The organism is Luteimonas sp. S4-F44 (assembly GCF_022637415.1).
GTDB lineage: Bacteria > Pseudomonadota > Gammaproteobacteria > Xanthomonadales > Xanthomonadaceae > Luteimonas.
Window position 1 is genome coordinate 192,711 of record NZ_CP093340.1, and the last position, 22,019, is coordinate 214,729.

Annotated in this window: 17 protein-coding genes; 11 read left to right on the top strand and 6 right to left on the bottom strand. The window is 70.2% G+C overall.

The window, feature by feature from the left end:
• Positions 1 to 15: 15 nt before the first annotated feature.
• Positions 16 to 2,334 (top strand): 5-methyltetrahydropteroyltriglutamate--homocysteine S-methyltransferase, encoded by a 2,319-nt coding sequence (metE, locus tag MNO14_RS00890; RefSeq protein ID WP_241944942.1) that lies wholly within the window; start codon positions 16 to 18, stop codon positions 2,332 to 2,334.
• A gap of 33 nt (positions 2,335 to 2,367) precedes the next feature.
• On the opposite strand, the gene MNO14_RS00895 is transcribed toward metE, so the two are convergent.
• Entirely contained in the window at positions 2,368 to 2,685 is a 318-nt protein-coding gene (locus MNO14_RS00895) for a FecR domain-containing protein (RefSeq protein WP_241944943.1), read from the bottom strand.
• 411 nt (positions 2,686 to 3,096) lie between these two features.
• Positions 3,097 to 4,452 (bottom strand): short-chain fatty acyl-CoA regulator family protein, encoded by a 1,356-nt coding sequence (locus tag MNO14_RS00900; protein ID WP_241944944.1) that lies wholly within the window; start codon positions 4,450 to 4,452, stop codon positions 3,097 to 3,099.
• A gap of 122 nt (positions 4,453 to 4,574) precedes the next feature.
• Between MNO14_RS00900 and MNO14_RS00905 the strand changes: the two genes are divergently transcribed.
• The 9 genes from MNO14_RS00905 (at position 4,575) to MNO14_RS00945 (ending at position 17,504) form a co-directional block, all read left to right on the top strand.
• On the top strand, positions 4,575 to 6,083 hold the full coding sequence (locus MNO14_RS00905) for a CoA-acylating methylmalonate-semialdehyde dehydrogenase (protein WP_241944945.1): 1,509 nt from the start codon (positions 4,575 to 4,577) through the stop codon (positions 6,081 to 6,083).
• A 2-nt stretch (positions 6,084 to 6,085) separates the two neighbouring features.
• On the top strand, positions 6,086 to 7,264 hold the full coding sequence (locus tag MNO14_RS00910) for an acyl-CoA dehydrogenase family protein (protein ID WP_241944946.1): 1,179 nt from the start codon (positions 6,086 to 6,088) through the stop codon (positions 7,262 to 7,264).
• Entirely contained in the window at positions 7,261 to 8,070 is an 810-nt protein-coding gene (locus tag MNO14_RS00915; protein ID WP_241944947.1) for an enoyl-CoA hydratase, read from the top strand. Before MNO14_RS00910 ends, MNO14_RS00915 begins: the two co-directional genes overlap by 4 nt.
• On the top strand, positions 8,067 to 9,227 hold the full coding sequence (locus MNO14_RS00920) for an enoyl-CoA hydratase/isomerase family protein (RefSeq protein WP_241944948.1): 1,161 nt from the start codon (positions 8,067 to 8,069) through the stop codon (positions 9,225 to 9,227). Before MNO14_RS00915 ends, MNO14_RS00920 begins: the two co-directional genes overlap by 4 nt.
• 52 nt (positions 9,228 to 9,279) lie before the next feature.
• Positions 9,280 to 10,167 (top strand): 3-hydroxyisobutyrate dehydrogenase, encoded by an 888-nt coding sequence (mmsB, locus tag MNO14_RS00925; protein WP_241944949.1) that lies wholly within the window; start codon positions 9,280 to 9,282, stop codon positions 10,165 to 10,167.
• Between the two features lie 281 nt (positions 10,168 to 10,448).
• Complete coding sequence (locus tag MNO14_RS00930) at positions 10,449 to 13,808, top strand: S41 family peptidase (RefSeq protein ID WP_241944950.1); 3,360 nt, start codon at positions 10,449 to 10,451, stop codon at positions 13,806 to 13,808.
• Between the two features lie 91 nt (positions 13,809 to 13,899).
• The gene (locus MNO14_RS00935) at positions 13,900 to 14,568 is read left to right on the top strand and encodes an epoxyqueuosine reductase QueH (protein WP_241944951.1); all 669 of its coding nucleotides are present in this window, start codon (positions 13,900 to 13,902) and stop codon (positions 14,566 to 14,568) included.
• A 49-nt stretch (positions 14,569 to 14,617) separates the two neighbouring features.
• Positions 14,618 to 16,336, top strand: a complete 1,719-nt coding sequence (gene ggt / locus MNO14_RS00940; protein WP_241946220.1) for a gamma-glutamyltransferase — start codon at positions 14,618 to 14,620, stop codon at positions 16,334 to 16,336.
• Between the two features lie 103 nt (positions 16,337 to 16,439).
• On the top strand, positions 16,440 to 17,504 hold the full coding sequence (locus MNO14_RS00945) for a hypothetical protein (protein WP_241944952.1): 1,065 nt from the start codon (positions 16,440 to 16,442) through the stop codon (positions 17,502 to 17,504).
• Positions 17,505 to 17,534: 30 nt separating this feature from the next.
• On the opposite strand, the gene MNO14_RS00950 is transcribed toward MNO14_RS00945, so the two are convergent.
• Both MNO14_RS00950 and MNO14_RS00955 read right to left on the bottom strand, forming a co-directional pair.
• Positions 17,535 to 17,714, bottom strand: coding sequence for a hypothetical protein (locus MNO14_RS00950; RefSeq protein WP_241944953.1), 180 nt, complete (start codon positions 17,712 to 17,714; stop codon positions 17,535 to 17,537).
• Between the two features lie 252 nt (positions 17,715 to 17,966).
• Positions 17,967 to 18,662, bottom strand: coding sequence for a TetR/AcrR family transcriptional regulator (locus MNO14_RS00955; RefSeq protein ID WP_241944954.1), 696 nt, complete (start codon positions 18,660 to 18,662; stop codon positions 17,967 to 17,969).
• 70 nt (positions 18,663 to 18,732) lie between these two features.
• On the opposite strand from MNO14_RS00955, the gene MNO14_RS00960 reads away from it, so the two are divergent.
• The gene (locus tag MNO14_RS00960; RefSeq protein ID WP_241944955.1) at positions 18,733 to 19,413 is read left to right on the top strand and encodes an SDR family NAD(P)-dependent oxidoreductase; all 681 of its coding nucleotides are present in this window, start codon (positions 18,733 to 18,735) and stop codon (positions 19,411 to 19,413) included.
• Positions 19,414 to 19,654: 241 nt separating this feature from the next.
• On the opposite strand, the gene MNO14_RS00965 is transcribed toward MNO14_RS00960, so the two are convergent.
• Entirely contained in the window at positions 19,655 to 21,511 is a 1,857-nt protein-coding gene (locus tag MNO14_RS00965; RefSeq protein WP_241944956.1) for a M56 family metallopeptidase, read from the bottom strand.
• A 2-nt stretch (positions 21,512 to 21,513) separates the two neighbouring features.
• Positions 21,514 to 21,900 carry a BlaI/MecI/CopY family transcriptional regulator gene (locus MNO14_RS00970; RefSeq protein WP_241944957.1) on the bottom strand — a complete coding sequence of 129 codons (387 nt, stop codon included), beginning with the start codon at positions 21,898 to 21,900 and terminating at the stop codon, positions 21,514 to 21,516.
• Positions 21,901 to 22,019: the final 119 nt, after the last annotated feature.

Consider the following 22,019-nt stretch of genomic DNA (forward strand, 5'->3'; position numbering starts at 1 on the left):
GAGGACGCATCCACCATGACCGGCATCACCAATCTCGGATTTCCCCGCATCGGCCGCAAACGCGAGCTCAAGCGCGCTGTCGAACGTCATTGGCGCGGCGAGGCCGACGCCGCGCAGTTACAGGCAGTGGCGCGCGAACTGCGCCTGCGCCATTGGCGCCTGCAGCGCGAGGCTGGTGTCGCCACGCCGCCGAGCAACGACTTCTCGCTCTACGACCAGGTCCTTGATGCCGCGTTTGGCGTCGACGCCATCCCCGAGCGCTACCGCGCGCTGGCCGATGCCGATCCGCTGGCGGGTTACTTCGCACTGGCGCGGGGTCATCAGCAGGACGGCATCGACCTGCATGCGCTGGAGATGACCAAGTGGTTCGACACCAACTACCACTACCTGGTCCCCGAACTGCAGGCCGGCCAGCGCTTCGCACTGCGTGACGACAAGCCGGTGCGCGAATACCTGGAAGCCAAGGCCGAAGGCATCGAGACCCGGCCGGTGCTGCTCGGCCCGGTCACGCTGCTGTGGCTGTCGAAGACTGTTGACGGCAGCGATCGTTTCGCGCTGCTCGATGCGCTGCTGCCGGTGTACGCCGAGTTGCTGGCGCGGCTGCAGGCCGCCGGCGCGGCCTGGGTGCAGATCGACGAGCCGGCGCTGGTGCTCGACCTCGATCCGGCGGTGCGTGCGGCCTATAGCCGTGCCTACGCGGCGCTTGCCGAGGGCGCGCGGCCGAAGCTGCTGCTGACGACCTACTTCGGGCCGCTCGACGACAACCTGGCGCTGGCCGCGTCCTTGCCGGTCGACGGCCTGCATGTCGATCTGGTGCGCGGGCGCGAACAGCTCGACGCGGTACTCGGTGCGTTACCGGCCGGGCGCGTGCTGTCGCTGGGGCTGGTCGATGGCCGCAACATCTGGCGCACGCGGCTCGACGACGCACTGGTGCTGGCGCGCTATGCGATCAGTGCGCGCGGCGACGATCCGGTGTGGTTGGCGCCGTCGTGTTCCCTGCTGCATGTGCCGGTGGATCTGGCGGGCGAGACGTCGCTGGATGACGAGCTGCGCAGCTGGCTGGCCTTCGCCCGGCAGAAGCTCGACGAACTGCGCCTGCTGGCCGAGGCCCTGGCCGACCCCGATGCCGCCGAGCCGGCGCTGGCGCGGGCGCGCGACGCGATCGCCGCGCGCCGCGCCTCGCCGCGTGTGCGGCGGCCCGAGGTCGCGGCGCGGGTGGCCGCGCTCGACGCGTCCGCGGCGCGCCGCAGCGCGTCCTATGCCGCGCGCCGGGTTGCGCAGGACGCGTTGCGCCCGCTGCCGCTGTGGCCCACCACCACGATCGGTTCGTTCCCGCAGACGCTCGAGGTACGGGAGGCGCGCGCCGCGCACAAGTCCGGCAAGCTGAGCCAGGCCGACTACGATGCGTTCATCGCCGAGCAGATCGCGCACTGCGTGCGTGTGCAGGAGGAGCTCGACCTGGATGTGCTGGTCCACGGTGAGTTCGAGCGCAACGACATGGTCGAGTACTTCGGCGAGCAGCTCGACGGCTTCGCGTTCACCAAAAACGGCTGGGTGCAGAGTTATGGCTCGCGCTGCGTGAAGCCGCCGGTGATCTATGGCGATGTCGCGCGTCCGGCGCCGATGACCGTGCGCTGGTCGCAGTACGCGCAGTCGCTGACCTCGCGGCCGATGAAGGGCATGCTGACCGGCCCGGTGACGGTGCTGCAGTGGTCGTTCGTGCGCGACGACCAGTCGCGCGCCGACACCTGCCGGCAGATCGCGCTGGCGTTGCGTGACGAGGTGACCGACCTGGAGGCCGCCGGCATCGGCGTGATCCAGATCGACGAACCGGCGCTGCGCGAGGGGCTGCCGCTGCGCCGCGCCGACTGGGCGGGGTACCTGGATTGGGCAGTCGAAAGCTTCCGCATCAGCGCGTCGGGCGTGGCCGACACCACCCAGATCCACACCCACATGTGCTACTCGGAGTTCAACGACATCATCGAGGCGGTCGCGGCGATGGACGCCGACGTGATCTCGATCGAGACCTCGCGCTCGCGCATGGAACTGCTCGAGGCCTTCGTCCGGTTCCGCTATCCCAACGGCATCGGCCCAGGCGTCTACGACATCCATTCCCCGCGCGTGCCCGATGTCGAAGAGATGACCGCGTTGCTGCGCCGGGCGGCCGAGTCGATCCCGGTCGCCCAGTTGTGGGTCAATCCCGATTGCGGGCTCAAGACCCGCGGTTGGCCGGAAACGCGCGCGGCGCTGGCGGCGCTGGTGGCGGCCGCGCGTACGCTGCGTGCGCAAGCGCAGCGCAGCCAGGCCGAGCCGGTTGCGGCGGTGACCGCCTAGCCTGCGGGTCGAGGCCGGGTGCCGCGATCGTCGTCAGTGCTGGGCGACGGCGTGGCGCCCGGTCTGGCCGGGCGCGTGGCTGGCGTGGCGGTCCGGGTCGTGGCGCAGGCGCAGGCGGCCCGGCGTGCTGGCGTCGGCCACGATCGGGTAGGCCTCGCACAGCGCACCGACGAAGGCCAGCGGCGCATCGCTGCGGAACACGCCGGTCACCCGCAGTGCCTGCAGCGCCGCGTCCTCGATGACGATGCGCTCGTGGCTGTAGCGGTTGAACTCGGCCACGACCTCGGCCAGCGTCGCATCCTCGAACACCAGCCGGCCCGACAGCCAGGCCGGTGCGGCGGGCTTGCGCAAGCTGCCGATCTGAGGCGCGTCGAGGTCGCGGCTGAGCCGCGCGGTCGTGGTCTAGGAATATCGTGCGCTCGCGCGGCCGGCAGGCCTCGCGCAGCCGGGTGTCGGTGTTGAGGTGATGCGGGTCTTGTGTTCGAGCGTCATCTCGCGGCGCTCGCAGACGCCGGTGGCGCAGACGCACTCGGCCGGCGTCACGGCTTCCACAAACGCGAAAACCGCGACCACACCTTCTGGGCCGGCGTCACTTTCTGGCAGGCCAACCTCCTCGACGACTAATACCGGACAGCGTGCAAATCCTCATATGACGGCGAGCGACGCTCTAATGGCGTCGCTCGCCGTCGCAAAGGCGTTGTCACTGGCACGCCATCGCTAGGAGGCGAACATGCCCCGACGCCACCGGTCTGACCCCGGTGTTCAGAGGGGCGGGAGGCGGAGGGGCGGGAAGGCGCGTTGGACGCAGTCGGTGCGTTCGCAGACTTTGCAGCCCGGGCCGATCGGGGTGGCGGTGGCGGGGTCGTCGAGGTCGAGGCCGCGCGAGTAGGTCAGGCGGTCGGCGTGGCGCAGGTCGCAGCCCAGGCTCACGGCGAAGGTCTTGCGCTGGCGGCCGTAGCCGGTCGGGCCGCTCTCGACCTGTCGGGCCAGCCAGAAGTGGCGGCGGCCGTCGGGCATGCGTGCGACCTGGGTCAGGATGCGGCCGGGCTGGTTGAAGGCCTCGTAGACGATCCACAGCGGGCAGGCGCCGCCGACGTGGGAGAAGTGGAAGTCGGTTGCCGAGTGGCGTTTGGAGATGTTGCCGGCGCGGTCGACGCGCACGAAGAAGAACGGCAGGCCCGGCCGGCCGGGGCGGGCGAGCGTGCTCAGGCGATGGCAGACGGCCTCGAAACCGACACCGAAGCGATGGGCGAGGCGGTCGATGTCGTAGCGCTCGGCCTGGGCGGCGTCGAGGAAGGCGCCGTAGGGCATCACCAGCGCGCCGGCGTAGTAGTTCGACAGACCGATGCGCGCCTGCGCGGCGCGCTCGGTGTCGGCGAAGCCGGCCTGGGCGACCAGGGTGTCGATCAGCGCGCCGTGCTCGCGCAGCGCCAGTTCGGCGGCCATCTGGAAGGCCTGCTGCCCCGGCTGCAACCAGTCGGGCAGCCACAGCGTGCGGGTGTCCGGGTCGAAGCGGCGCTTGGCGTCCATCCGGTCATCCAGTGCCACGGCGATGCTGTGCGCGTCGCGCAGGCGCTGGCGCAGTCGCGGTGCGACCTGGCCGGCGACCAGCCCGTGCGCGCCAAAGGCGGCTTCGGCGATGTCATCGAGTTCGGCGACGTGGTTGCGGCGGCGGTTGAAGTAGTCGCGCACCGGGTCGCCGTCGGGCCCGGCGAGCTCCACCTCGCCGAGCTGCGCGGCGAGCACGTCGGCGCGTTCACGGATCGTGCGCTGGCGACGATGCAGGTCCAGCAGCAGGCGCGCGATGCCGGGCAGGTCGCCGGCCAGCGTCTCGAGCTCGTCGGGGGTCGCGGCCGACTCGCCTAGGTCGGCCAGCGCCTCGCGCAGCTCGCCGACCAGCGCGGCCGGGCCGGCGTCGTCGAACAGGGCCGGCTGCGGACCGAGCAGGACCTCGAGGCGCGCCTGCACCGCAGGGGTCAGCGGGCGCTGGTCGCGCTCGATCTGGTTGAGATAGCTCGGCGACAGGGCCAGCGCCTGGGCCAGCGCGGCCTGGGCCAGCCCGTGTTGCTGACGCAGTCGTCGTAGCCGGGCGCCGACGAAACGCTTGGGGCGGCTCATGGCGGATTCGCAATATTCGCAGGAATGTGCGCGATGTTCGCACGATACGCGGGCCTTCGCAGGCGCCTACCAGGCCGATTCTGCAAATAATGCGAATCCCGTCCCGCCCGCAGGCCTGCCCCATGTCGAATGCTCCGCACTCCGTCCCGCTGCTGATCGACGGCGAATTCGTCCAGTCCCAGACACGCGAATGGCGCGACGTGGTCAACCCGGCCACGCAGGCGGTGCTGGCACGCGTGCCGTTCGCGACCGCGGCCGAAGTCGACGCCGCCGTCGCCGCTGCGCAGAAGGCGTTCAAGACCTGGCGCAAGACCCCGATCGGCACGCGTGCGCGGATCTTTCTCAAGTACCAGCAGCTGATCCGCGAGCACATGAGCGAGCTGGCTGCGATCCTGACCAGCGAGCAGGGCAAGACCCTGCCCGACGCCGAGGGCGATGTGTTCCGCGGTCTGGAGGTGGTCGAGCACGCCGCGGCGATCGGCAATCTGCAGCTGGGCGAGCTGGCCAACAACGTCGCCAATGGCGTCGACACCTACACGCTGCTGCAGCCGCTGGGCGTGTGCGCCGGCATCACCCCGTTCAACTTCCCGGCGATGATCCCGCTGTGGATGTTCCCCATGGCGATCGCCACCGGCAACACCTTCGTGCTCAAGCCCTCCGAGCAGGACCCGCTGGTGACGATGCGCCTGGTCGAGCTCGCGCTCGAAGCCGGCATTCCCAAGGGCGTGCTCAACGTCGTGCACGGCGGCCCGGACGTGGTCAACGCGATCTGCGACCACGCCGACATCAAGGCGGTCTCGTTCGTCGGCTCGACCAAGGTCGGCACCCACGTCTACAACCGCGCCTCGCTCGCCGGCAAGCGCGTGCAATGCATGATGGGTGCGAAGAACCACGCGATCCTGCTGCCCGACGCCAACAAGGAGCAGACCCTCAACGCGATGGCCGGCGCCGCGTTCGGCGCGGCCGGCCAGCGCTGCATGGCCGCCAGCACCGCGGTGCTGGTCGGCGAGGCGCAAGCCTGGATTCCCGACCTGGTCGCCAAGGCCAAGACGCTGAAGGTCGGCGGCGGCACCGAAGCCGGCACCGACGTCGGCCCGGTGATCTCGTGCGCGGCGCGCGAGCGGATCGAAGCGCTGATCGCCTCGGGGATAGAGGACGGCGCGACGCTGGAACTCGACGGCCGTAATCCTAAGCTCGATGGCGACTATGCCAAGGGCAACTTCGTCGGCCCGACGATCTTCTCCGGGGTCAAGCCCGGCATGCGCATCTACGACGAAGAGATCTTCGGGCCGGTGCTGGTGATCCTGTCGGCCGAATCGCTCGACGAGGCGATCGCGATCGTCAATGCCAACCCGAACGGCAACGGCGTTGCGGTGTTCACGCAGTCGGGCGCGGCCGCGCGCAAATTCCAAGAAGACATCGATGTCGGCCAGGTCGGCATCAACGTGCCGATCCCGGTGCCGGTGCCGCTGTTCTCGTTCACCGGCTCGCGCGCGTCCAAGCTCGGCGACCTTGGCCCCTACGGCAAGCAGGTGGTGACGTTCTACACCCAGACCAAGACAGTGACCGCGCGCTGGTTCGACGACGAGACGCTGGGCCACGGCGTCAATACCACGATCAGCCTGAAGTGACGATGGGCGCGACCACGACCGCAGGCAACGATTTCGGCCTGACCGAGGAGCAGATCGCGTTCCGCGAGGCCGCGCGCGATTTCGCCGTCGCACAACTCGCGCCGCAGGCCGCGCACTGGGATGCTGCATGCATCTTCCCGCGCGAGGTGATTGCCAGCGCCGGCGCGCTCGGCTTCTGCGGCGTCTACACGCCCGAGGATGCCGGCGGCATCGGGCTGTCGCGGTTGGATGCGGCGCTGATCTTCGAGGAACTGTCGGCGGCCGATCCCTCGACCGCGGCCTACATCAGCATCCACAACATGGCGACCTGGATGCTCGCGTCCTGGGCCGGTCCGCGCGTGCGCGGGCAGTGGGCCGCGGCGATGGCCAGTGGCGAGAAGCTCGGCTCCTACTGCCTGACCGAGCCGGGCGCGGGCTCCGATGCCGCCTCGCTCAAGACCCGGGCGGTGCGCGACGGTGATGAGTACGTCATCGACGGCAGCAAGGCGTTCATCTCCGGCGCCGGCGCGACCGACATGCTGATCGTGATGGCCCGCACTGGCGGCGAAGGCGCGCGCGGGATCAGCGCGTTCGCGGTGCCGGCTGACCTGCCGGGCATCGAGTACGGCAAGAAGGAAGAGAAGATGGGCTGGAACAGCCAGCCCACCCGCACGATCAGCTTCACCGGCGTCCGCGTGCCCGCCGACCACCTGCTCGGCGCGGAGGGCGAGGGGTTCAAGATCGCGATGAAGGGCCTGGACGGCGGCCGCATCAACATCGCGGCCTGCTCGCTGGGCGCCGCCCAGGGCGCGCTCGATGCCGCGCGCGGCTATCTGCGCGAACGCAAGCAGTTCGGCAAGGCGATCGGCGAGTTCCAGGCATTGCAGTTCAAGCTCGCCGACATGGCCACGCAGCTCGTCGCTGCGCGGCAGATGGTGCACACCGCCGCGCGCAAGCTCGATGCCGGCAGCGGCGATGCCACGGTGTGGTGCGCGATGGCCAAGCGTTTCGCGACCGATGCCGGCTTCGCCGTGTGCAACGATGCGCTGCAGCTGCACGGCGGCTACGGCTACATCCGCGAGTACCCGGTCGAGCGCCTGTTGCGCGACAGCCGAGTGCACCAGATCCTGGAAGGCACCAACGAGATCATGCGCGTGATCGTCGCGCGCCATCTGCTCAACACCGAGGAGGACCTGCGATGAGCCAAACCGCCCACGACTACCGCACGCGCGACTGGACCGGGCTGGGACTGGAGATCGACGGGCACACCGCGATCGTCACGCTGCGCAATCCGCCCGCCAACACCTGGACCGTGCACAGCCTGGCGGCGCTGCGCGATCTGGTCGCCGCGCTCGACGGCGATCGCGACATCTACGCGCTGGTGATCACCGGCGAGGGCGAGAAGTTCTTCTCGGCCGGCGCCGATCTCAAGCAGTTCGCGTCGGGCGACAAGGCGGCCGCGCGCGAGGCCGCGCGCCGCTTCGGCGAGGCCTTCGAGGCGCTGAGCGCGTTCCGCGGCGTGTCGATCGCCGCGATCAACGGCTATGCAATGGGCGGCGGGCTCGAATGCGCGCTGGCCTGCGACCTGCGCATTGCCGAGACGCAGGCGCAACTCGCGCTGCCCGAGGCGACCGTGGGCCTGTTGCCGTGCGCGGGCGGCACCCAGAACCTCACCCGCCTGGCCGGCGAGGGCTGGGCCAAGCGCATGATTCTGCTCGGCGAGCGCATCGACGCGGCGACGGCACTGCGCATCGGTGTGGTCGAGGAGGTCGTGGAGCGCGGCGACGCCAAGGCGCGCGCGCTGGAGTGGGCCGCCAAGGCCGCCAAGCAATCGCCGACCAGCGTCGCGGCCTGCAAGCGGCTGGTGCAGACCACGCGCAGCCAGCCGGCGGTCGCCGGCCTGATCGCCGAGCGCGAGCTGTTCGTCGATCTGTTCGACACCGCGGACCAGAAAGAAGGCGTCGCTGCGTTTCTGGAAAAGCGCAGCCCCGTGTGGACCAACGCATGAGCGCGGCCGATCCCGCCGCGGTGCTGTTTGAAGAGCGCGCCGCCGCTGGCGGCCGCCGCGTGGGCATCGCCACGCTCAACCGGCCCAAGACCCTCAACGGTCTGTCGCTGGAGATGGCGCAGCTGCTGGATGCGCAACTGGTGGCCTGGGCGAAGGACGAGGCGATCGCCCTGGTCGTGCTGCAGGGCGCCGGCGAGAAAGCGTTCTGTGCCGGCGGCGACCTGCATGCGCTGTACGAGAGCATGACTGCGTATCGCGCGGCAGGTGCCACCGACGTGCGTGACAACGCCTACGCCGCCGAGTTCTTCGAGGTCGAGTACCGTCTCGACCACCGCATCCACACCTATCCCAAGCCGGTGCTGGTCTGGGGCCACGGCATCGTCATGGGCGGTGGCATCGGGCTGATGGCCGGCGCCAGTCACCGGGTGGTGACCGAGCGCTCGAAGCTGGCGTTCCCGGAAATCACCGTGGGTCTGTTTCCGGATGTGGGTGGCAGCTGGCTGCTCGCCCGCGTGCCCGACCGCGCCGGCCTGTTCCTCGCGCTGACCGGCGCGCTGCTGGGACCCGGGGACGCGATCCACGCGCAGTTGGCTGACGTGCATCTGGTCGAGACCGATCGAGAGGCGGTGTATGACGCCATCGCCGCCGAGCCCTGGGCGCGCGACGACCGCGACAACCATGCGCGGCTGGATGCGCTGCTGCAGCGCTTCGTCGCCCCGGTCGAGGCCGGCCCGCTGCAGCGGCATGCGCAGACCGTGGCGGCGGTCTGCGCCCACGCGCGGCTGGAGGACATCGTCGAGGCGATCGCCGTCCTCGACACCGGCGACGATGCCTGGCTCGCCGCGGCGCAGACGACGCTCGCCGCCGGCGCGCCCGGATCGGCACGGCTGGGCTTCGAACTGCAGCGCCGCGCCGCCGAGTTGTCGCTGGCCGACGTGTTCCGCATGGAGTACGTCGCCGCGCTGCATTGCGCCGCGCATGGCGATTTCGCCGAAGGCATCCGTGCGCTGCTGATCGACAAAGACCGCAACCCGCGTTGGGCGCCGGCAACGCTGGCCGCCGCGACGCCGGCCTGGGCGCAGACCTTCCTCGCCGAACCCGACTGGCTGGGCGGTGCGCATCCGCTGGCCGACCTGGCCGCGCCGCGCGCCGCATGACCTGCCGGCCGTAGAGCGCGCGCCCCATCCGCACCGTCACCTGGAGAACCACATGACTCGCATCGCCTTCATCGGACTGGGCAACATGGGCGGACCGATGGCCGCCAACCTCGTCAAGGCCGGCCACGCTGTGCGCGCCTTCGACCTCAATACGGACGCGATCGCCTCGGTCGTGCAGGCCGGCGCGACCGCTGCCGCCAGCGCCGCCGATGCAGTGGTCGAGGCGGAGGTCGTGATCTCGATGTTGCCGGCCAGCCGCCACGTCGAGGGCCTGTACCTGGGCGAGGACGGCCTGATGGCGAAGATCCCCGATGGCGCGCTGGTGATCGACTGCAGCACGATCGCGCCGGCCTCGGCGCAGAAGGTCGCCGCCGCGGCCAAGGCGCGCGGCCTGCAGATGATCGACGCGCCGGTTTCCGGCGGTACCGCTGGCGCCCAGGCCGGCACGCTGACCTTCATTGTCGGCGGCGCTGCGGAGACGCTCGAGCGCGCCCGCCCGGTGCTCGAAGCGATGGGCAAGAACATCTTCCACATGGGCGATGCCGGCGCCGGCCAGGTCGCCAAGCTGTGCAACAACATGGCGCTGGGCGTGATCATGGCCGCAACTGGCGAGGCGATCGCGCTCGGCGCCGCGCATGGTCTGGATCCGAAGGTGCTGTCGCAGATGATGGCGGTCAGCACCAGCCGCAGCTGGGCGACCGAGGTCTGCAATCCGTGGCCCGGCGTGCTGGAGAACGCGCCGGCATCGCGCGGCTATACCGGCGGTTTCGGCAACGACCTGATGCTCAAGGATCTGGGCCTGGCCGCGGAGGCCGCGATGGGCACGGGCGTGGCGGTGCCGTTGGGCGAGCTGGCACGCAACCTGTACGCGATGAACAGCCAGGCCGGTAATGGCGGGCTGGATTTCTCCAGCGTGGTGACGCTGCTGCAGCGACGCTGATCTGCACCCCCGTCCGGCATCGCCGGGCGGCTGATCGCGCAGGCGTACGTGGCGCCGTCGCGTGGCGTGGACACGCACACGCGATCGGCCGGCGCGGGGCGCGCCGCGTCTGTCGAGCTGGCGGATGCGCGGCGATCCCCGCATGTCTGCCTGAGAATGCGACGGCGCGCACACAGGCGCATGCCCGCGCATGACTTCCGGCGCCTGCGCGACCGTCACTCGCCGCTTAAGCTCGCGTGTTGGGTCGCCTGTGTGGCGGCGCGTTTGTCTGGGGACTCCTGATGACTTCACCGTCGCTGCGCGCGCGGGCCCTGCGCCTGCGGTCCTGGTGTCTGCTGCCGTTGCTTGGCCTGCTGCTGTGCGGGCCGGCGTCGGCAGTGACCGGCTACTACCGCGATCCCGCCCTCTACGGCGCGCATCTGGTGTTCGCCTCTGAAGGCGACCTGTGGCTGTCGGGCATCGACGGTGGCCAGGCCCGGCGTCTGACAAGTCATCCGGCCAACGAGACCCAGCCCTGGATCTCCGCCGACGGCACCCGGCTGGCCTATGCGGCCGACTACGACGGCGCCACCGAGGCCTATGTGATGCCGCTGGCCGGAGGCATGCCCAAGCGCCTGAGCTTCGAAGGCGGGCGCGTGCTGGTGCAGGGCTGGACGCCGCAGGGCGAGGTGCTCTACGCGACCGACCAGCGGGTGGGGCCGACCTGGTCGTGGACTTTGCATGCGGTGCATCCCGACACGCTGGCGCGGCGCGAACTGCCGCTGGCCGACGCGCGCGAGGCGACCTACGACGAGCAGGGGCGGCTGTACTTCATCCGCTTCGGCCTGGCCGTGACCCAGGACAACGCCCGCGAGTACCGCGGTGGCGCACGCGGCCAGCTGTGGCGTTTCGATCCCGGCGCCCGCGAAGCGGTGCGCCTGGCCGCCGACCACGTCGGCACGCTGGCGCGGCCGATGTGGTGGCAGGGGCGGCTGTACGTCACCAGCGATGCCGACGGCGTGCCCAATCTGTGGTCCTTCGATGCCGACGGCGGCGATGCGCGCCAGCTCACCGCGCATCGCGATTTCGAGGTGCGCGGGGCGCAGCTGCGCGAGGGCCGCATCGTCTACCAGCGTGGCGCCGATATCGCCCGCTACGATCTCGCCAGCGGCGACGATCGCCTGCTCGCCCTGACGCTGGCGACCGACACCGCGTCGCGGCGCACGCGCTGGCTGGATCGTCCGCTGGCCTTTCTCGACAGTGCGCGCGTCTCCGCCGATGGCAGCCGCGTGGCGCTGACCGCACGCGGGCGCGTCGCACTCGCCGGCACCGGCGCATTGCGGCGGATCGAGCCGGCGCTGCCGGAAGGCAGCCGGGCGCGCAATGCGGTCCTCAGCCCCGACGGACGCTGGCTCTACGCCATCGGCGATGCCACCGGCGAGCATGAGATCTGGCGCTTTCCCGCCGACGGCAGCGGCCCCGGCGAGGCCCTGACGCACGACGGCCGCACCCAGCGCTTCGATCTGGCGCCGTCGCCCGATGGCCGCTGGCTGGCACACAGCGATTTCAACGGCGCGCTGTGGCTGCTGGACCTGCGCAGCGGGCAGAACCGTCGCATCGACCAGAGTCCGGTGCGCGCCTACGAAGGCATCGTGTGGGCGCCCGACAGTCGCGCGCTGGCCGTGGTGCGACCCGATACCAGCTATCAGCGCGAGCAGATCGTGCTCTACAGCGTCGCCGACGGCCAGCGCCATGTGCTGACCAGCGATCGCTACAACAGCCACTCGCCCGCGTTCACCGCCGACGGCCGCTGGCTGTACTTCCTGTCCGAACGCGAGTTCCGGGCGACCCCGGGTGCGCCCTGGGGCGACCGCAACATGGGGCCGATGTTCGACCGGCGCACCCGCCTGTATGCGCTGGCGCTGCAGCCGGGCAACCGCTTCGCGTTTCAGCCGCCGACCGAGCTGCGCGCCGTCGATCCGGCGATCGATGCCGATACGCCGGAGCGCGAGGCCGAGAAGGCCGAGGACGCCAAGGAGGCCGCGGCGGGCGCGCTGCCGCGGATCGTCACCGCTGGGCTGTCGTCGCGGCTGTACGAGGTGCCGGTCGAGGCCGGCAACTATCGCGCACTGGCCGCCGGCCAGAAGCAGCTGTTCGTGCTCGAGCAGCCCTCGCAGGCCAACGCCACGCCGGCGCTGCGCAGCATTGCCTACCGTGCCGAACGGGCGCGCATCGACACCTTCGCCGAGCATGTCGCCGAGTTTGGGCTCTCGGCCGACGGCAAGACGCTGTACTACCGCAGCGCCGAGCATGATGGCCCGGGCGCGATGTACCTCGTCCCGGTCGCCGACAAACTGCCCGACGACCTCGCGCCGTACCAGGTCCGGATCGGTGACTGGCGCCTGGCGGTCGAGCCGGCGCGCGAATGGGCGCAGATGTTCGACGATGCCTGGCGCATGCAACGCGACTATCTGTTCGATCCCGGCCTGCGCGGCCAGGACTGGGTGGCGATCGGCAACAAGTACCGGCCGCTGCTACCGCGCGTGGGCGAGCGCACCGAACTCGACGATCTGCTGCGACAGATGGTGGCCGAGCTGGGCGTGCTGCATTCCCAGGTGCGCGGCGGCGAGTACCGCCAGGACCCCGAGCGCCCGGTGCCGGCCTCGCTCGGCGGTGTGTACGAGGCCCACGCCGACGGCGTGCGCCTGCGCCACATCTATCGCAGCGATCCGGAACTGCCCGACGCGCGCGCGCCGCTGGCGCAGCCCGGCACCGCGCTGCGCGCCGGCGACCTGATCACCGCGATCAACGGCCAGCCAGTGCACACGCCGGCCGATGTCGCCTTGCGCCTCGAACACCAGGCCGGTCAGCAGGTGCGGCTCGACTACCGCCGCGACGGCGCTGCGCGCAGCACCGTCGCGGTGCCGGTGACGATGGAGCGTGATGCCCAGCTGCGCTACGACGACTGGGTGCAGTCGCGCCGCGAACATGTCGAACAGGCGACCGACGGCCGTATCGGCTACCTGCACCTATACGCGATGGGCGCCAATGACATCGCCGCGTTCGCGCGCGAGTTCTACGCCAACGTCGACCGCGAGGGCCTGGTCATCGACGTGCGCCGCAACCGCGGCGGCAACATCGACAGCTGGGTGCTGGGTACGCTGCTGCGCCGTGCCTGGGCGTTCTGGGCACCGCCGGGGTCGGCGCCGTACTGGAACATGCAGCAGAGCTTCCGCGGCCACCTGGTGGTGCTGGCCGATGCGCTGACCTACTCCGACGGCGAGACCTTCTCGGCCGGCGTGCAGGCGCTGGGGCTTGGGCCGGTGATCGGGCAGCGCACGGCCGGCGCCGGGGTGTGGCTGAGCGACAGCAACCGGTTGGTCGATCACGGGGTGATGCGCGCGGCGCAGAACGCGCAGTTCGACCGCGACGGGCGCTGGCTGATCGAGGGCCGCGGCGTCGAGCCGGACATCGCGGTCGACAACCTGCCGCACGCGGCGTGGCGCGGCGAGGATGCGCAGCTCGACCGCGGCATCAGCGAACTGCTGCGCCGGCTCGAGGCGACCCCGGTGCCGCGGCCGCAGCCGCAGCCGTTCCCGATCCGCGGCCGTTTCGACGACGGGCAGACGCCCGCCGTCGATGACGTGCAGACCGGCCCATAGCCGCAGCGGCCGCACCTCATCCCGGCGTGCCCGGGATGGCGCGCCGGCGGGGCGGTACCATACCGTCCGGTCTCTCTCCGCTCGCATCGCCATGTCCACACCCGCACGCCAGCCGCTTCCGCTTCCCGACGGGTTCGAACCCGCGCACGATCGCCTGCTGCTGCATTCGTGCTGCGCGCCGTGTTCGGGCGAGTTGATGGAGGCTTTCGTCGAGGCGGGCATCGACTACACGGTGTTCTTCTACAACCCCAACATCCATCCGGTGAAGGAATACCTGCTGCGCAAGGAGGAGAACATCCGCTTCGCGCAGAAGCACGGCGTGCCGTTCGTCGACGCCGACTACGACACCGATAACTGGTTCGCACGCGCCAAGGGCATGGAGAACGAGCCCGAGCGCGGCATCCGCTGCACGATGTGCTTCGACATGCGTTTCGAGCGCACCGCGCTCTACGCCCACGAGCATGGCTTCCCCCTGATCACCAGTTCGCTGGGCATCTCGCGCTGGAAGAACATGGCGCAGATCAACGACTGCGGCCACCGCGCCGCCGCGCCCTACGACGGGCTGCGTTACTGGGACTACAACTGGCGCAAGGGCGGCGGTTCGTCGCGGATGATCGACATCAGCAAGCGCGAGCGCTTCTACCAACAGGAATACTGCGGCTGCGTGTACTCGCTGCGCGACAGCAACCGCCATCGTCGTGCACAGGGGCGCGAGCGCATCCGCATCGGCGTCCAGTTCTACGGCGATGCCGAGGACTGAGACGCACGGCGCCGCGCGCGGCGCCCCCGATGCGCTACTGTCGCCGATCATCCGAAGGAGACCCGTCATGCGCCTCGTCCTGGCCGCCTGTGCCACCCTGGCCATCGCGCTGCCCGCGGTTGCCGCAGACCGCATCACCGGTCGTGCGTTCGCGACCCGCAGCGAAGTCCTTGCCCCGCACGCGATGGCCGCGACCTCGCACCCGCTGGCGACCCAGATCGCACTCGACACGATGCGTGCTGGTGGTTCGGCGGTCGATGCCGCGATTGCCGCCAATGCCGCGCTCGGGTTGATGGAACCGACCGGCAACGGCATCGGCGGCGATCTGTTCGCGATCGTCTGGGACCCGAAGACGCGGCGTCTGTACGGCTACGACGGCTCCGGTCGTTCGCCGCAGTCGCTGACGCTGGCCGAGTTCGCGCGCCGCGGGCTGACCGACATTCCCTCGCACGGTCCGCTGCCGGTCACCGTGCCCGGTGCGGTCGACGGCTGGTTCGCGCTGCATGGCCGCTTCGGCCGACGCGCGATGTCCGACAACCTCGCGCCGGCGATCCGCTACGCGCGCGAAGGCCATCCCGTGCATGAGGTCATTGCCTACTACTGGGACCGGTCGGTGCCACGGCTGTCGCAGTGGCCCGGCTTCACCGAGCAGTTCACGATCGACGGCCGCGCGCCGCGCAAGGGCGAGACCTGGCGCAACCCCAATCTCGCCAATACCTTGCAGGCGATCGCCGACGGCGGCCGCGACGCGTTCTACAAGGGCCAGATCGCGCGCACCATCGGCGACTACTTCGCCGCCAATGACGGCTTCCTCTCGTACGAGGACCTGGCCGCGCACACTGGCAACTGGGTCGAGCCGGTGTCGACGAACTATCGCGGCGTCGATGTCTGGGAGTTGCCGCCCAGCGGGCAGGGCATCGCCGCGCTGCAGATCCTCAACCTGCTCGAACCCTACGATCTCGCGTCCTACGGCTTCGGCAGTCCCGAGCACGTGCACCTGTTCACCGAAGCCAAGAAGCTGGCCTTCGCCGACCGCGCGCGCTGGTACGCTGACCCGGCCTTCCATCCCGCACCCGTCGCCCGGCTGATCTCCAAGGACTACGCACGCGAGCGCGGGCAGCTGATCTCGATGGACCGCGCGCTGCGCGAGGTGCAGCCGGGCACGCCGCGCCAACTCGACGAAGGCGACACGATCTACCTGACCACGGCCGATGCCGATGGCATGATGGTCTCGCTGATCCAGTCCAATTACCGCGGCATGGGCAGCGGCATGGCACCGCCGGGCCTGGGCTTCATTCTGCAGGACCGCGGCGAGCAATTTGTGCTCAAGGCCGACCACCCCAACGGCTACGCGCCGGGCAAGCGGCCGTTCCACACGATCATCCCCGCGTTCGCGACCCGCGACGGCGAGCCGTGGCTGAGCTTCGGTGTGATGGGCGGCGCGATGCAACCGCAGGGCCATGTGCAGATCCTGATCAACATGATCGACTTCGGCATGAACCTGCAGGAAGCCGGCGATGCGCCGCGGATCCAGCACGACGGCTCGACCGAGCCGACCGGTCAGAACACCGCGATGACCGACGGCGGCGAGCTCGACCTGGAAAGCGGCTTCTCGTACGAGACCGTGCGCGCGCTGATGATGAAGGGCCATTCCGTGCGCTTCTCGCACGGGCCCTACGGTGGCTACCAGGCGATCATGAAGAACCCGCACGGCGGCTGGATCGGCGCCAGCGAATCGCGCAAGGACGGCCAGGCGGCCGGCTACTGAGCGAAGGTCGACGCCCCAAGTCACCTCCCCCGCTTGCGGGGGAGATTGGCGCGGCAAGCGCCGGTTGGGGCACCACACAATCGGCACCGCGTATCCTGCACCGATGATCGACATCCGGAAGTCCTCGATGCGCCCCCTGCTGCTCGCCGTCCTGATCGCGACGTTCGCCGCGCCAGCCGCGCAGGCCCAGGCGCCGTACACACGCTTCGACGAGGCGCCGCAGGCCGATGCGCCCTCGCAGGCCGAACAGCGCGCCTGGACCGACTGGCTGCAGCGCAGCGCCGCCGCCCTTGCCGAACGCGGCCAGCCGCGCGATCTCGCACTGGCGGCGATGCTGCGTTCTGCGACCACGATGGCGGGCGATGCGCCGAGTGATGACGACGCGCCGTCGTTGGCGGCGCCCGCCGATGCGCAGGCCGACGCCTGGCGTCGCAGCGCGGCGGACAAGGCCGGAGGCGATGCGTTGGCCAATGCGTTGTTGATGGCCGGCGGCGACGCCCCGCTTCGCCTGCGCGCAGCGCAGCGCTGGCTCGGCAGCGACCCAGAGAATCTCGCGCCCTTGCTGTACCGGGGCGGCCGTGTCGACACGCTGCTGGCCGATGCGCGCGGCGCCCGTCGCTTCGACCTGGGCATGCTCGAGCAGGTCCGCTGGATTCAGGCTGCGCTGCTGCGCCACCCGCCGACCGCGACCGAACGCGCTGCATTGGCCGATGCCGGCGACTACATCGCCGATGAGCACGCGGCGACAATCGCGATGACGCTGTGGGCCGCGTTCCCGCCGCCGGGCCTGGCGCCGATGTTGCAGGCCTGCTCGCCGGACGCGTTGCGCGGCGACGTCGGCCGCCTGCGCGATTGCCGCCATGTCGGTACGCTGATGGCCGACACCGCTGATACACAACTCGGTCGCATGCTCGGCCTGGAACTGCTGGCGCGCACCGCGTCGACCGCGGCCGATCGGCGCGACGCGCAGTCGCGCCAGCGCACGCTCGATTGGCAGATGCTCGAGTGGGGGCGTATCGCCGGGTCGCAGCCGCGCGACGGCGCCGCGCAGCTGGTGCGTCTGCTTGCCGACCCGTCGATCCGCAGCGAGGTCGCGCTGGTCGAGCGCGTGCTGCAGGAGGCGGGCGTGCCGCTGACGCCCCCGGTGGACTGGCAGCCGATGCGTTGATCCGCAGCGCGCCGCGTCGCGTGTGCGTGGTCAGTCGCGTCTGATCGCACGCCCGCGCACGGTGCGCGCTTCGAACACGAACGCGTAGGTCAGACGCACCGGCACGGCGACGGCGACCGCGTCGTCGCCGCGACAGTCCGGATCGGCGTCGGCGGCCGCCGCGTCGGGAAATGTACAGATCGCGGCCGCGATAAATGACCAACGCGCCAATGCGGCGTCTACAGCGTGGGCGAACGGCGCAATGCCGGTCGTCCGCAACGCACGAAGTGCGGATCCCGTGCTGCGCGGTGGCCGTGGCCAGGCGGGCTTGCCGCTGGCCCAGGACGCCCTGTTCGGCGCCGAGCCGGCGTTGCTCGCTGCCCAGCCGTTCTTGCTGCGTGCCCGGTTCGCCCTGTTCGCCGCCGAGGCGGGCGAGCGGCTCGAACCAGGGGTCGAAGCGGCGCTGGGCGGCGGGGTCGCGGATCAGCTAGCGGTCGCCGCCGCGTCGCAGCCACAGCGCAGTGCCGCCGGGTTGGCGCCAGGCGTCCTCTGCGCGCTCACGGCTTCCAGATAGGCCGTGCACATCAGCAGCAACTGTTCGCGAACAGCCTCGGCTTCAGTGGAAGGGAGGTTGCGTTCGAACACGTTGCGCACCGTCCCGAAGATGGTGGTCAGAAGCGTGAGATTGACGCCCGGCAAGTCAGTGAAGACAGCGTCGGACGCACTGGAGAGCATCGTGGTGGTCGCGGCATCGACACGTCGGCCAAACGCCTCAATCAACGGGCCGTTATCCAATTCCGCGATGGCGCGGTAGAGCGCTTGGGTCACGTCGGGGCGTTCCATCTTGGCGTTCCAGTAGGTGGTGAGAAGCGCTTCCACCATCTGGCGGACGGGGATTCCATGCCGTGCCTTACAAGTGGTCTCCACCTTCTCAGCCAAGGTGTCCATGTAGCGCTCATTCAAGGCATAGAACAACGCCTGCTTGTTCGGAAAGTACTGATACATGGTGCCGACCGAGACCCCGGCGCGCAGGGCGACCCGCGTCGTCGTCAGTCGGTAAGGGCCATCGGTCAGCAAAACCTGAATCGTTGCCTCGAAAATCGCATCCAGCGTGGCCAGCGCGCGGGCCTGACGCGGCTTTTTACGGGCGTCCAGGCGGGGAGACGTGCGCGACGGCATAAGCGAATTCCAAAACCGAAGGATCCTTCACACAATAGCAACGCCCACACACTCCTGATAGGAGCTGGTCGTGAATGCCACACAGCGCGTTGCACTCGTCACTGGCGCGAATAAAGGGATTGGACGGGAAATTGCCCGCCAGCTTGCCCGCGCTGGCATCTCCGTCATCATTGGCGCTCGCGATCTGGGGCGCGCGCAAGTTGCGGTCGACGATCTGGCCTCTCACGGACTGCGTGTTGAGTCCCTGCGCATCGATCTCAACGATGCAGTGAGCATTCAATCCGCGGCTGAGTTTATCCAGGCCAATTATGGAAGGCTGGATATTCTCGTGAATAACGCCGGCATCGTGGATACCCACGACGGGCCGCCGAGCACGGCGGCACCTGAAGCGGTGCGTCGCATTATCGAGACCAACTTCGTCGGCACGTTGCAAGTGACGCAGGCCATGCTGCCTATGCTGCGTCAATCGGTGGCGGGTCGGATCGTCAATGTGTCCAGCTCTCTCGGCTCACTGACGCTCAATGGCGATCCGACCTCGAAATTCTATGCCGTACGCTTGACTGGCTATAACGCATCCAAGGCGGCACTCAACATGCTGACCGTGCTGCTTGCCGAAGAGCTTCGTGGGACATCCATTGTCGTCAATTCGATCTCCCCCCGGTCATGTGAAAACGGATCTGAACGGGCATCAGGCAGAAATCGAAGTGGAAGAGGGCGCGACGTTGCCGGTCGAGTACGCGCTTCTTGGTGATGACGCGGTTTCCGGTCGATTTGTCGAAACACCGCACACCGCGATCCCGTGGTAGCGCAACGAGCAGGCATGCGGGACCTAAAAGGGGTTCCATTCCTGGTGCGTCGGGCGCATCGGGCCGTTCGCCGCAAGCGTCGCAAGGCGCGGCGCCCGTCGCAAGGCGCGGCGCCGGTAGCGGGGCACGGCACGCGGGCGGTGCGTGGGCCGTGGCCCTGCGCATCGCCCGCGGCCGCGACCACGGTTACAGCCGCTGCGCCTTGCCGGCGGCCAGTGCGTCGTCGAGCAGGCGCGGCAGCGCCGCTTCGACCTGGCGGCTGGCCTCGGCCTGGCGCTCCCCGAGCGCGCCCTGACGGCGGCCCAGTTCGGCCTGCTGTCGGCCCAGCGCACGTTGACGGTCGCCAAGTTCGCGCTGGCGGGCGGCGATCTCCTCGAGGTCGCGCCGTTCGCTGGCCGGCACGTCGCCGTCGCCGGCCAGTCCGCGCTGTGCGGCGGCAGTGGCCAGGCGGGCCTGCCGCTGACCCAGGGTGCCCTGCTCGGCGCCGAGCCGGCCTTGCTCGCCGCCCAGCCGACCTTGCTGCTTGCCCAGCTCGCCCTGCTCGCGGCCGAGGCGGGCGACGGGTTCGAACAGCGTGTCGAAGCGGCGCAGGGTGGCGGGGTCGCGGATCAGATAGCGGTCGTTGCCGCGTCGCAGCCACAACGCATCGCCGCTGCCGGTCTGGCGCTTGGCCTCCTCGAAATCCTCCGTCGACCCGCTCATGACGAAATCGGCGCCGCCGCGGCTCCGCACATAGGCCTGGGGCGTGTGGCCGGAGATCTGGATCTGGCGGGTGCTGACCGTCGTCGCCGAGGCGACCGACGAGGCGATCGCCGGTGCAGCGGCGGCCAGGGCTTCGGACGTCGCGGCGGCCGTGATCGCGGCGATCTCGGCTGAACTGAGCGCGGCCTCGGCCGCCTGCGCCGCGGAGGTGGCGATCTTGGCGATCTCTTCCGCGCTGAGCGCGGCGGCCACCGTCGCGGCGATGGGGTGCGCAGGCGCCAACGGTGTCGCGGGCGCCGCCGGTGCCGTCACCGGCAACACCGGGCGCGTGGGGGTCGCGGCTGCGGCCGGCACCAGGGGCACGGCGGGGGCGGCAGGCGCCGCGACCAACCGCAGCGGCAGCACGCCGGCAACGGCGACCCCGAGCAGCAATAGCGATGCGCCCAGGCGAGAGGAGGAATGCGTGGTCTGCAGCATGGTCAGTCTCCGCTTGAGGCTCAGGAAGGTGGGCGATGCACTGGCCAGGCACGCGGGCCGGCCAGGCGTGACGCCCAGGCGCACCAGCAGGCGGCCGTAGCCGTGCCGGCAGCGATGGTCGCCGGCGACCACCGCGGCGTCGCAGGCGGCCTCGCGGGCGATGCCGTACTCGCGCACGGCCAGATGCACCAGGGGGTGGAAGAACAGCAGGTGGCGCGCCAGCGTCGGCACCCAGCCCAGCCACAGGTCGCCGCGGCGCAGATGCACCAGTTCGTGGGTCAGGGCCATGTCCAGTTCGTCGCTGTCGAGCGCGGTCTGTTCGGGCAGCAGCAGGGTGGGGCGCAGGGCACCGACCAACTGTGGCGAGGCGATCCGTGCGGAGATCCGCAGCGGCGGTGCGCGGCGCAGGCCGTGAGCCTCGCAGGCCAGCGCCAGCGCCTGGGTCAGCGACGCGTCGGTGCAGGGCCGCGCGCTGCGGACCAGGGCGCGAGCGTCGCGCCAGCCGCGCAAGGTGCCGACGGCCATCAGCAGGACACCGGCGGCCCACAGGGCCGCGATTGCGACCGGCCACAGCGGTACGGCGAGCTGCGGCGTCTGCACGGCGACGATCGCGACGTCGCTGGCGGGCAGCGCCAATGCCGGCATCGGTGGTGGGGCGGTGGCCGGCAGCCACGGCAGTTCAAGCCGGCCGACGGTCAGGCCCAGCACGGCCTGCAGACCCACCAGCCACCACAGCCAACACTGGCTGGCGGCGGACAGCCGCGGCAGCCAGCGGCACAGGCCCCAGATCACGGCGGCGAGCACCAGAGTGTGCAGGCTGGTCGTGGCCAGGCGTTCGAGCAGCAGCGTGATCGTGGTGTCCATGCTCAGTCCTCCCCGCGCTCGGATTGCAGGCGTGCGACCAGCGCCTCGAGTTCGGCCAGCTCGTCGTCGCTGACCTTGCCGCGCTTGGACATGAAGGCCACGAACGGGCTCACCGAGCCCTGCAGGGTCTTCTCCACGAAGGCCGCGACCGCGCCCTGTACCACGTCGTCCTCGCCGCGCGTGGCGGCATAGCGATAGACGCCATCGACGCGATGGCGGCGCAGATAGCCCTTGGCGCGCAGCCGCTCCATCATCGTGAGCACAGTCGAGCGCGCCAGGCCGCGCGCCTCGCCGAAGTCGGCGGCGACTTCGCCGACCGTGGCATCTCCTTGCTGTCCGATCGACTGGAGCAAGGCGAGCTCCTGGTCTCCGATCGTGGATCTGGCCATCATGGTGTCCCGGGTTGACTACAGATGTCGTCAGGCTAGGCGTGACGACAGCTGTCGTCAACCATGACCGATGGCATGGGTGCGCCGTCCTCGTGCCGCGATCGGCTGCCTGCCGGCTT

Excerpts from the sequence above, each read along its gene's own strand:
- metE (WP_241944942.1), top strand. The coding sequence starts at position 16 with ATGACCGGCATCACCAATCTCGGATTTCCCCGCATCGGCCGCAAACGC.
- MNO14_RS00900 (WP_241944944.1), bottom strand. The coding sequence starts at position 4,452 with ATGAGCCGCCCCAAGCGTTTCGTCGGCGCCCGGCTACGACGACTGCGT.
- MNO14_RS00905 (WP_241944945.1), top strand. The coding sequence starts at position 4,575 with ATGTCGAATGCTCCGCACTCCGTCCCGCTGCTGATCGACGGCGAATTC.
- MNO14_RS00910 (WP_241944946.1), top strand. The coding sequence starts at position 6,086 with ATGGGCGCGACCACGACCGCAGGCAACGATTTCGGCCTGACCGAGGAG.
- MNO14_RS00915 (WP_241944947.1), top strand. The coding sequence starts at position 7,261 with ATGAGCCAAACCGCCCACGACTACCGCACGCGCGACTGGACCGGGCTG.
- MNO14_RS00920 (WP_241944948.1), top strand. The coding sequence starts at position 8,067 with ATGAGCGCGGCCGATCCCGCCGCGGTGCTGTTTGAAGAGCGCGCCGCC.
- mmsB (WP_241944949.1), top strand. The coding sequence starts at position 9,280 with ATGACTCGCATCGCCTTCATCGGACTGGGCAACATGGGCGGACCGATG.
- MNO14_RS00930 (WP_241944950.1), top strand. The coding sequence starts at position 10,449 with ATGACTTCACCGTCGCTGCGCGCGCGGGCCCTGCGCCTGCGGTCCTGG.
- MNO14_RS00935 (WP_241944951.1), top strand. The coding sequence starts at position 13,900 with ATGTCCACACCCGCACGCCAGCCGCTTCCGCTTCCCGACGGGTTCGAA.
- MNO14_RS00945 (WP_241944952.1), top strand. The coding sequence starts at position 16,440 with ATGATCGACATCCGGAAGTCCTCGATGCGCCCCCTGCTGCTCGCCGTC.
- MNO14_RS00955 (WP_241944954.1), bottom strand. The coding sequence starts at position 18,662 with ATGCCGTCGCGCACGTCTCCCCGCCTGGACGCCCGTAAAAAGCCGCGT.
- MNO14_RS00965 (WP_241944956.1), bottom strand. The coding sequence starts at position 21,511 with ATGGACACCACGATCACGCTGCTGCTCGAACGCCTGGCCACGACCAGC.
- MNO14_RS00970 (WP_241944957.1), bottom strand. The coding sequence starts at position 21,900 with ATGGCCAGATCCACGATCGGAGACCAGGAGCTCGCCTTGCTCCAGTCG.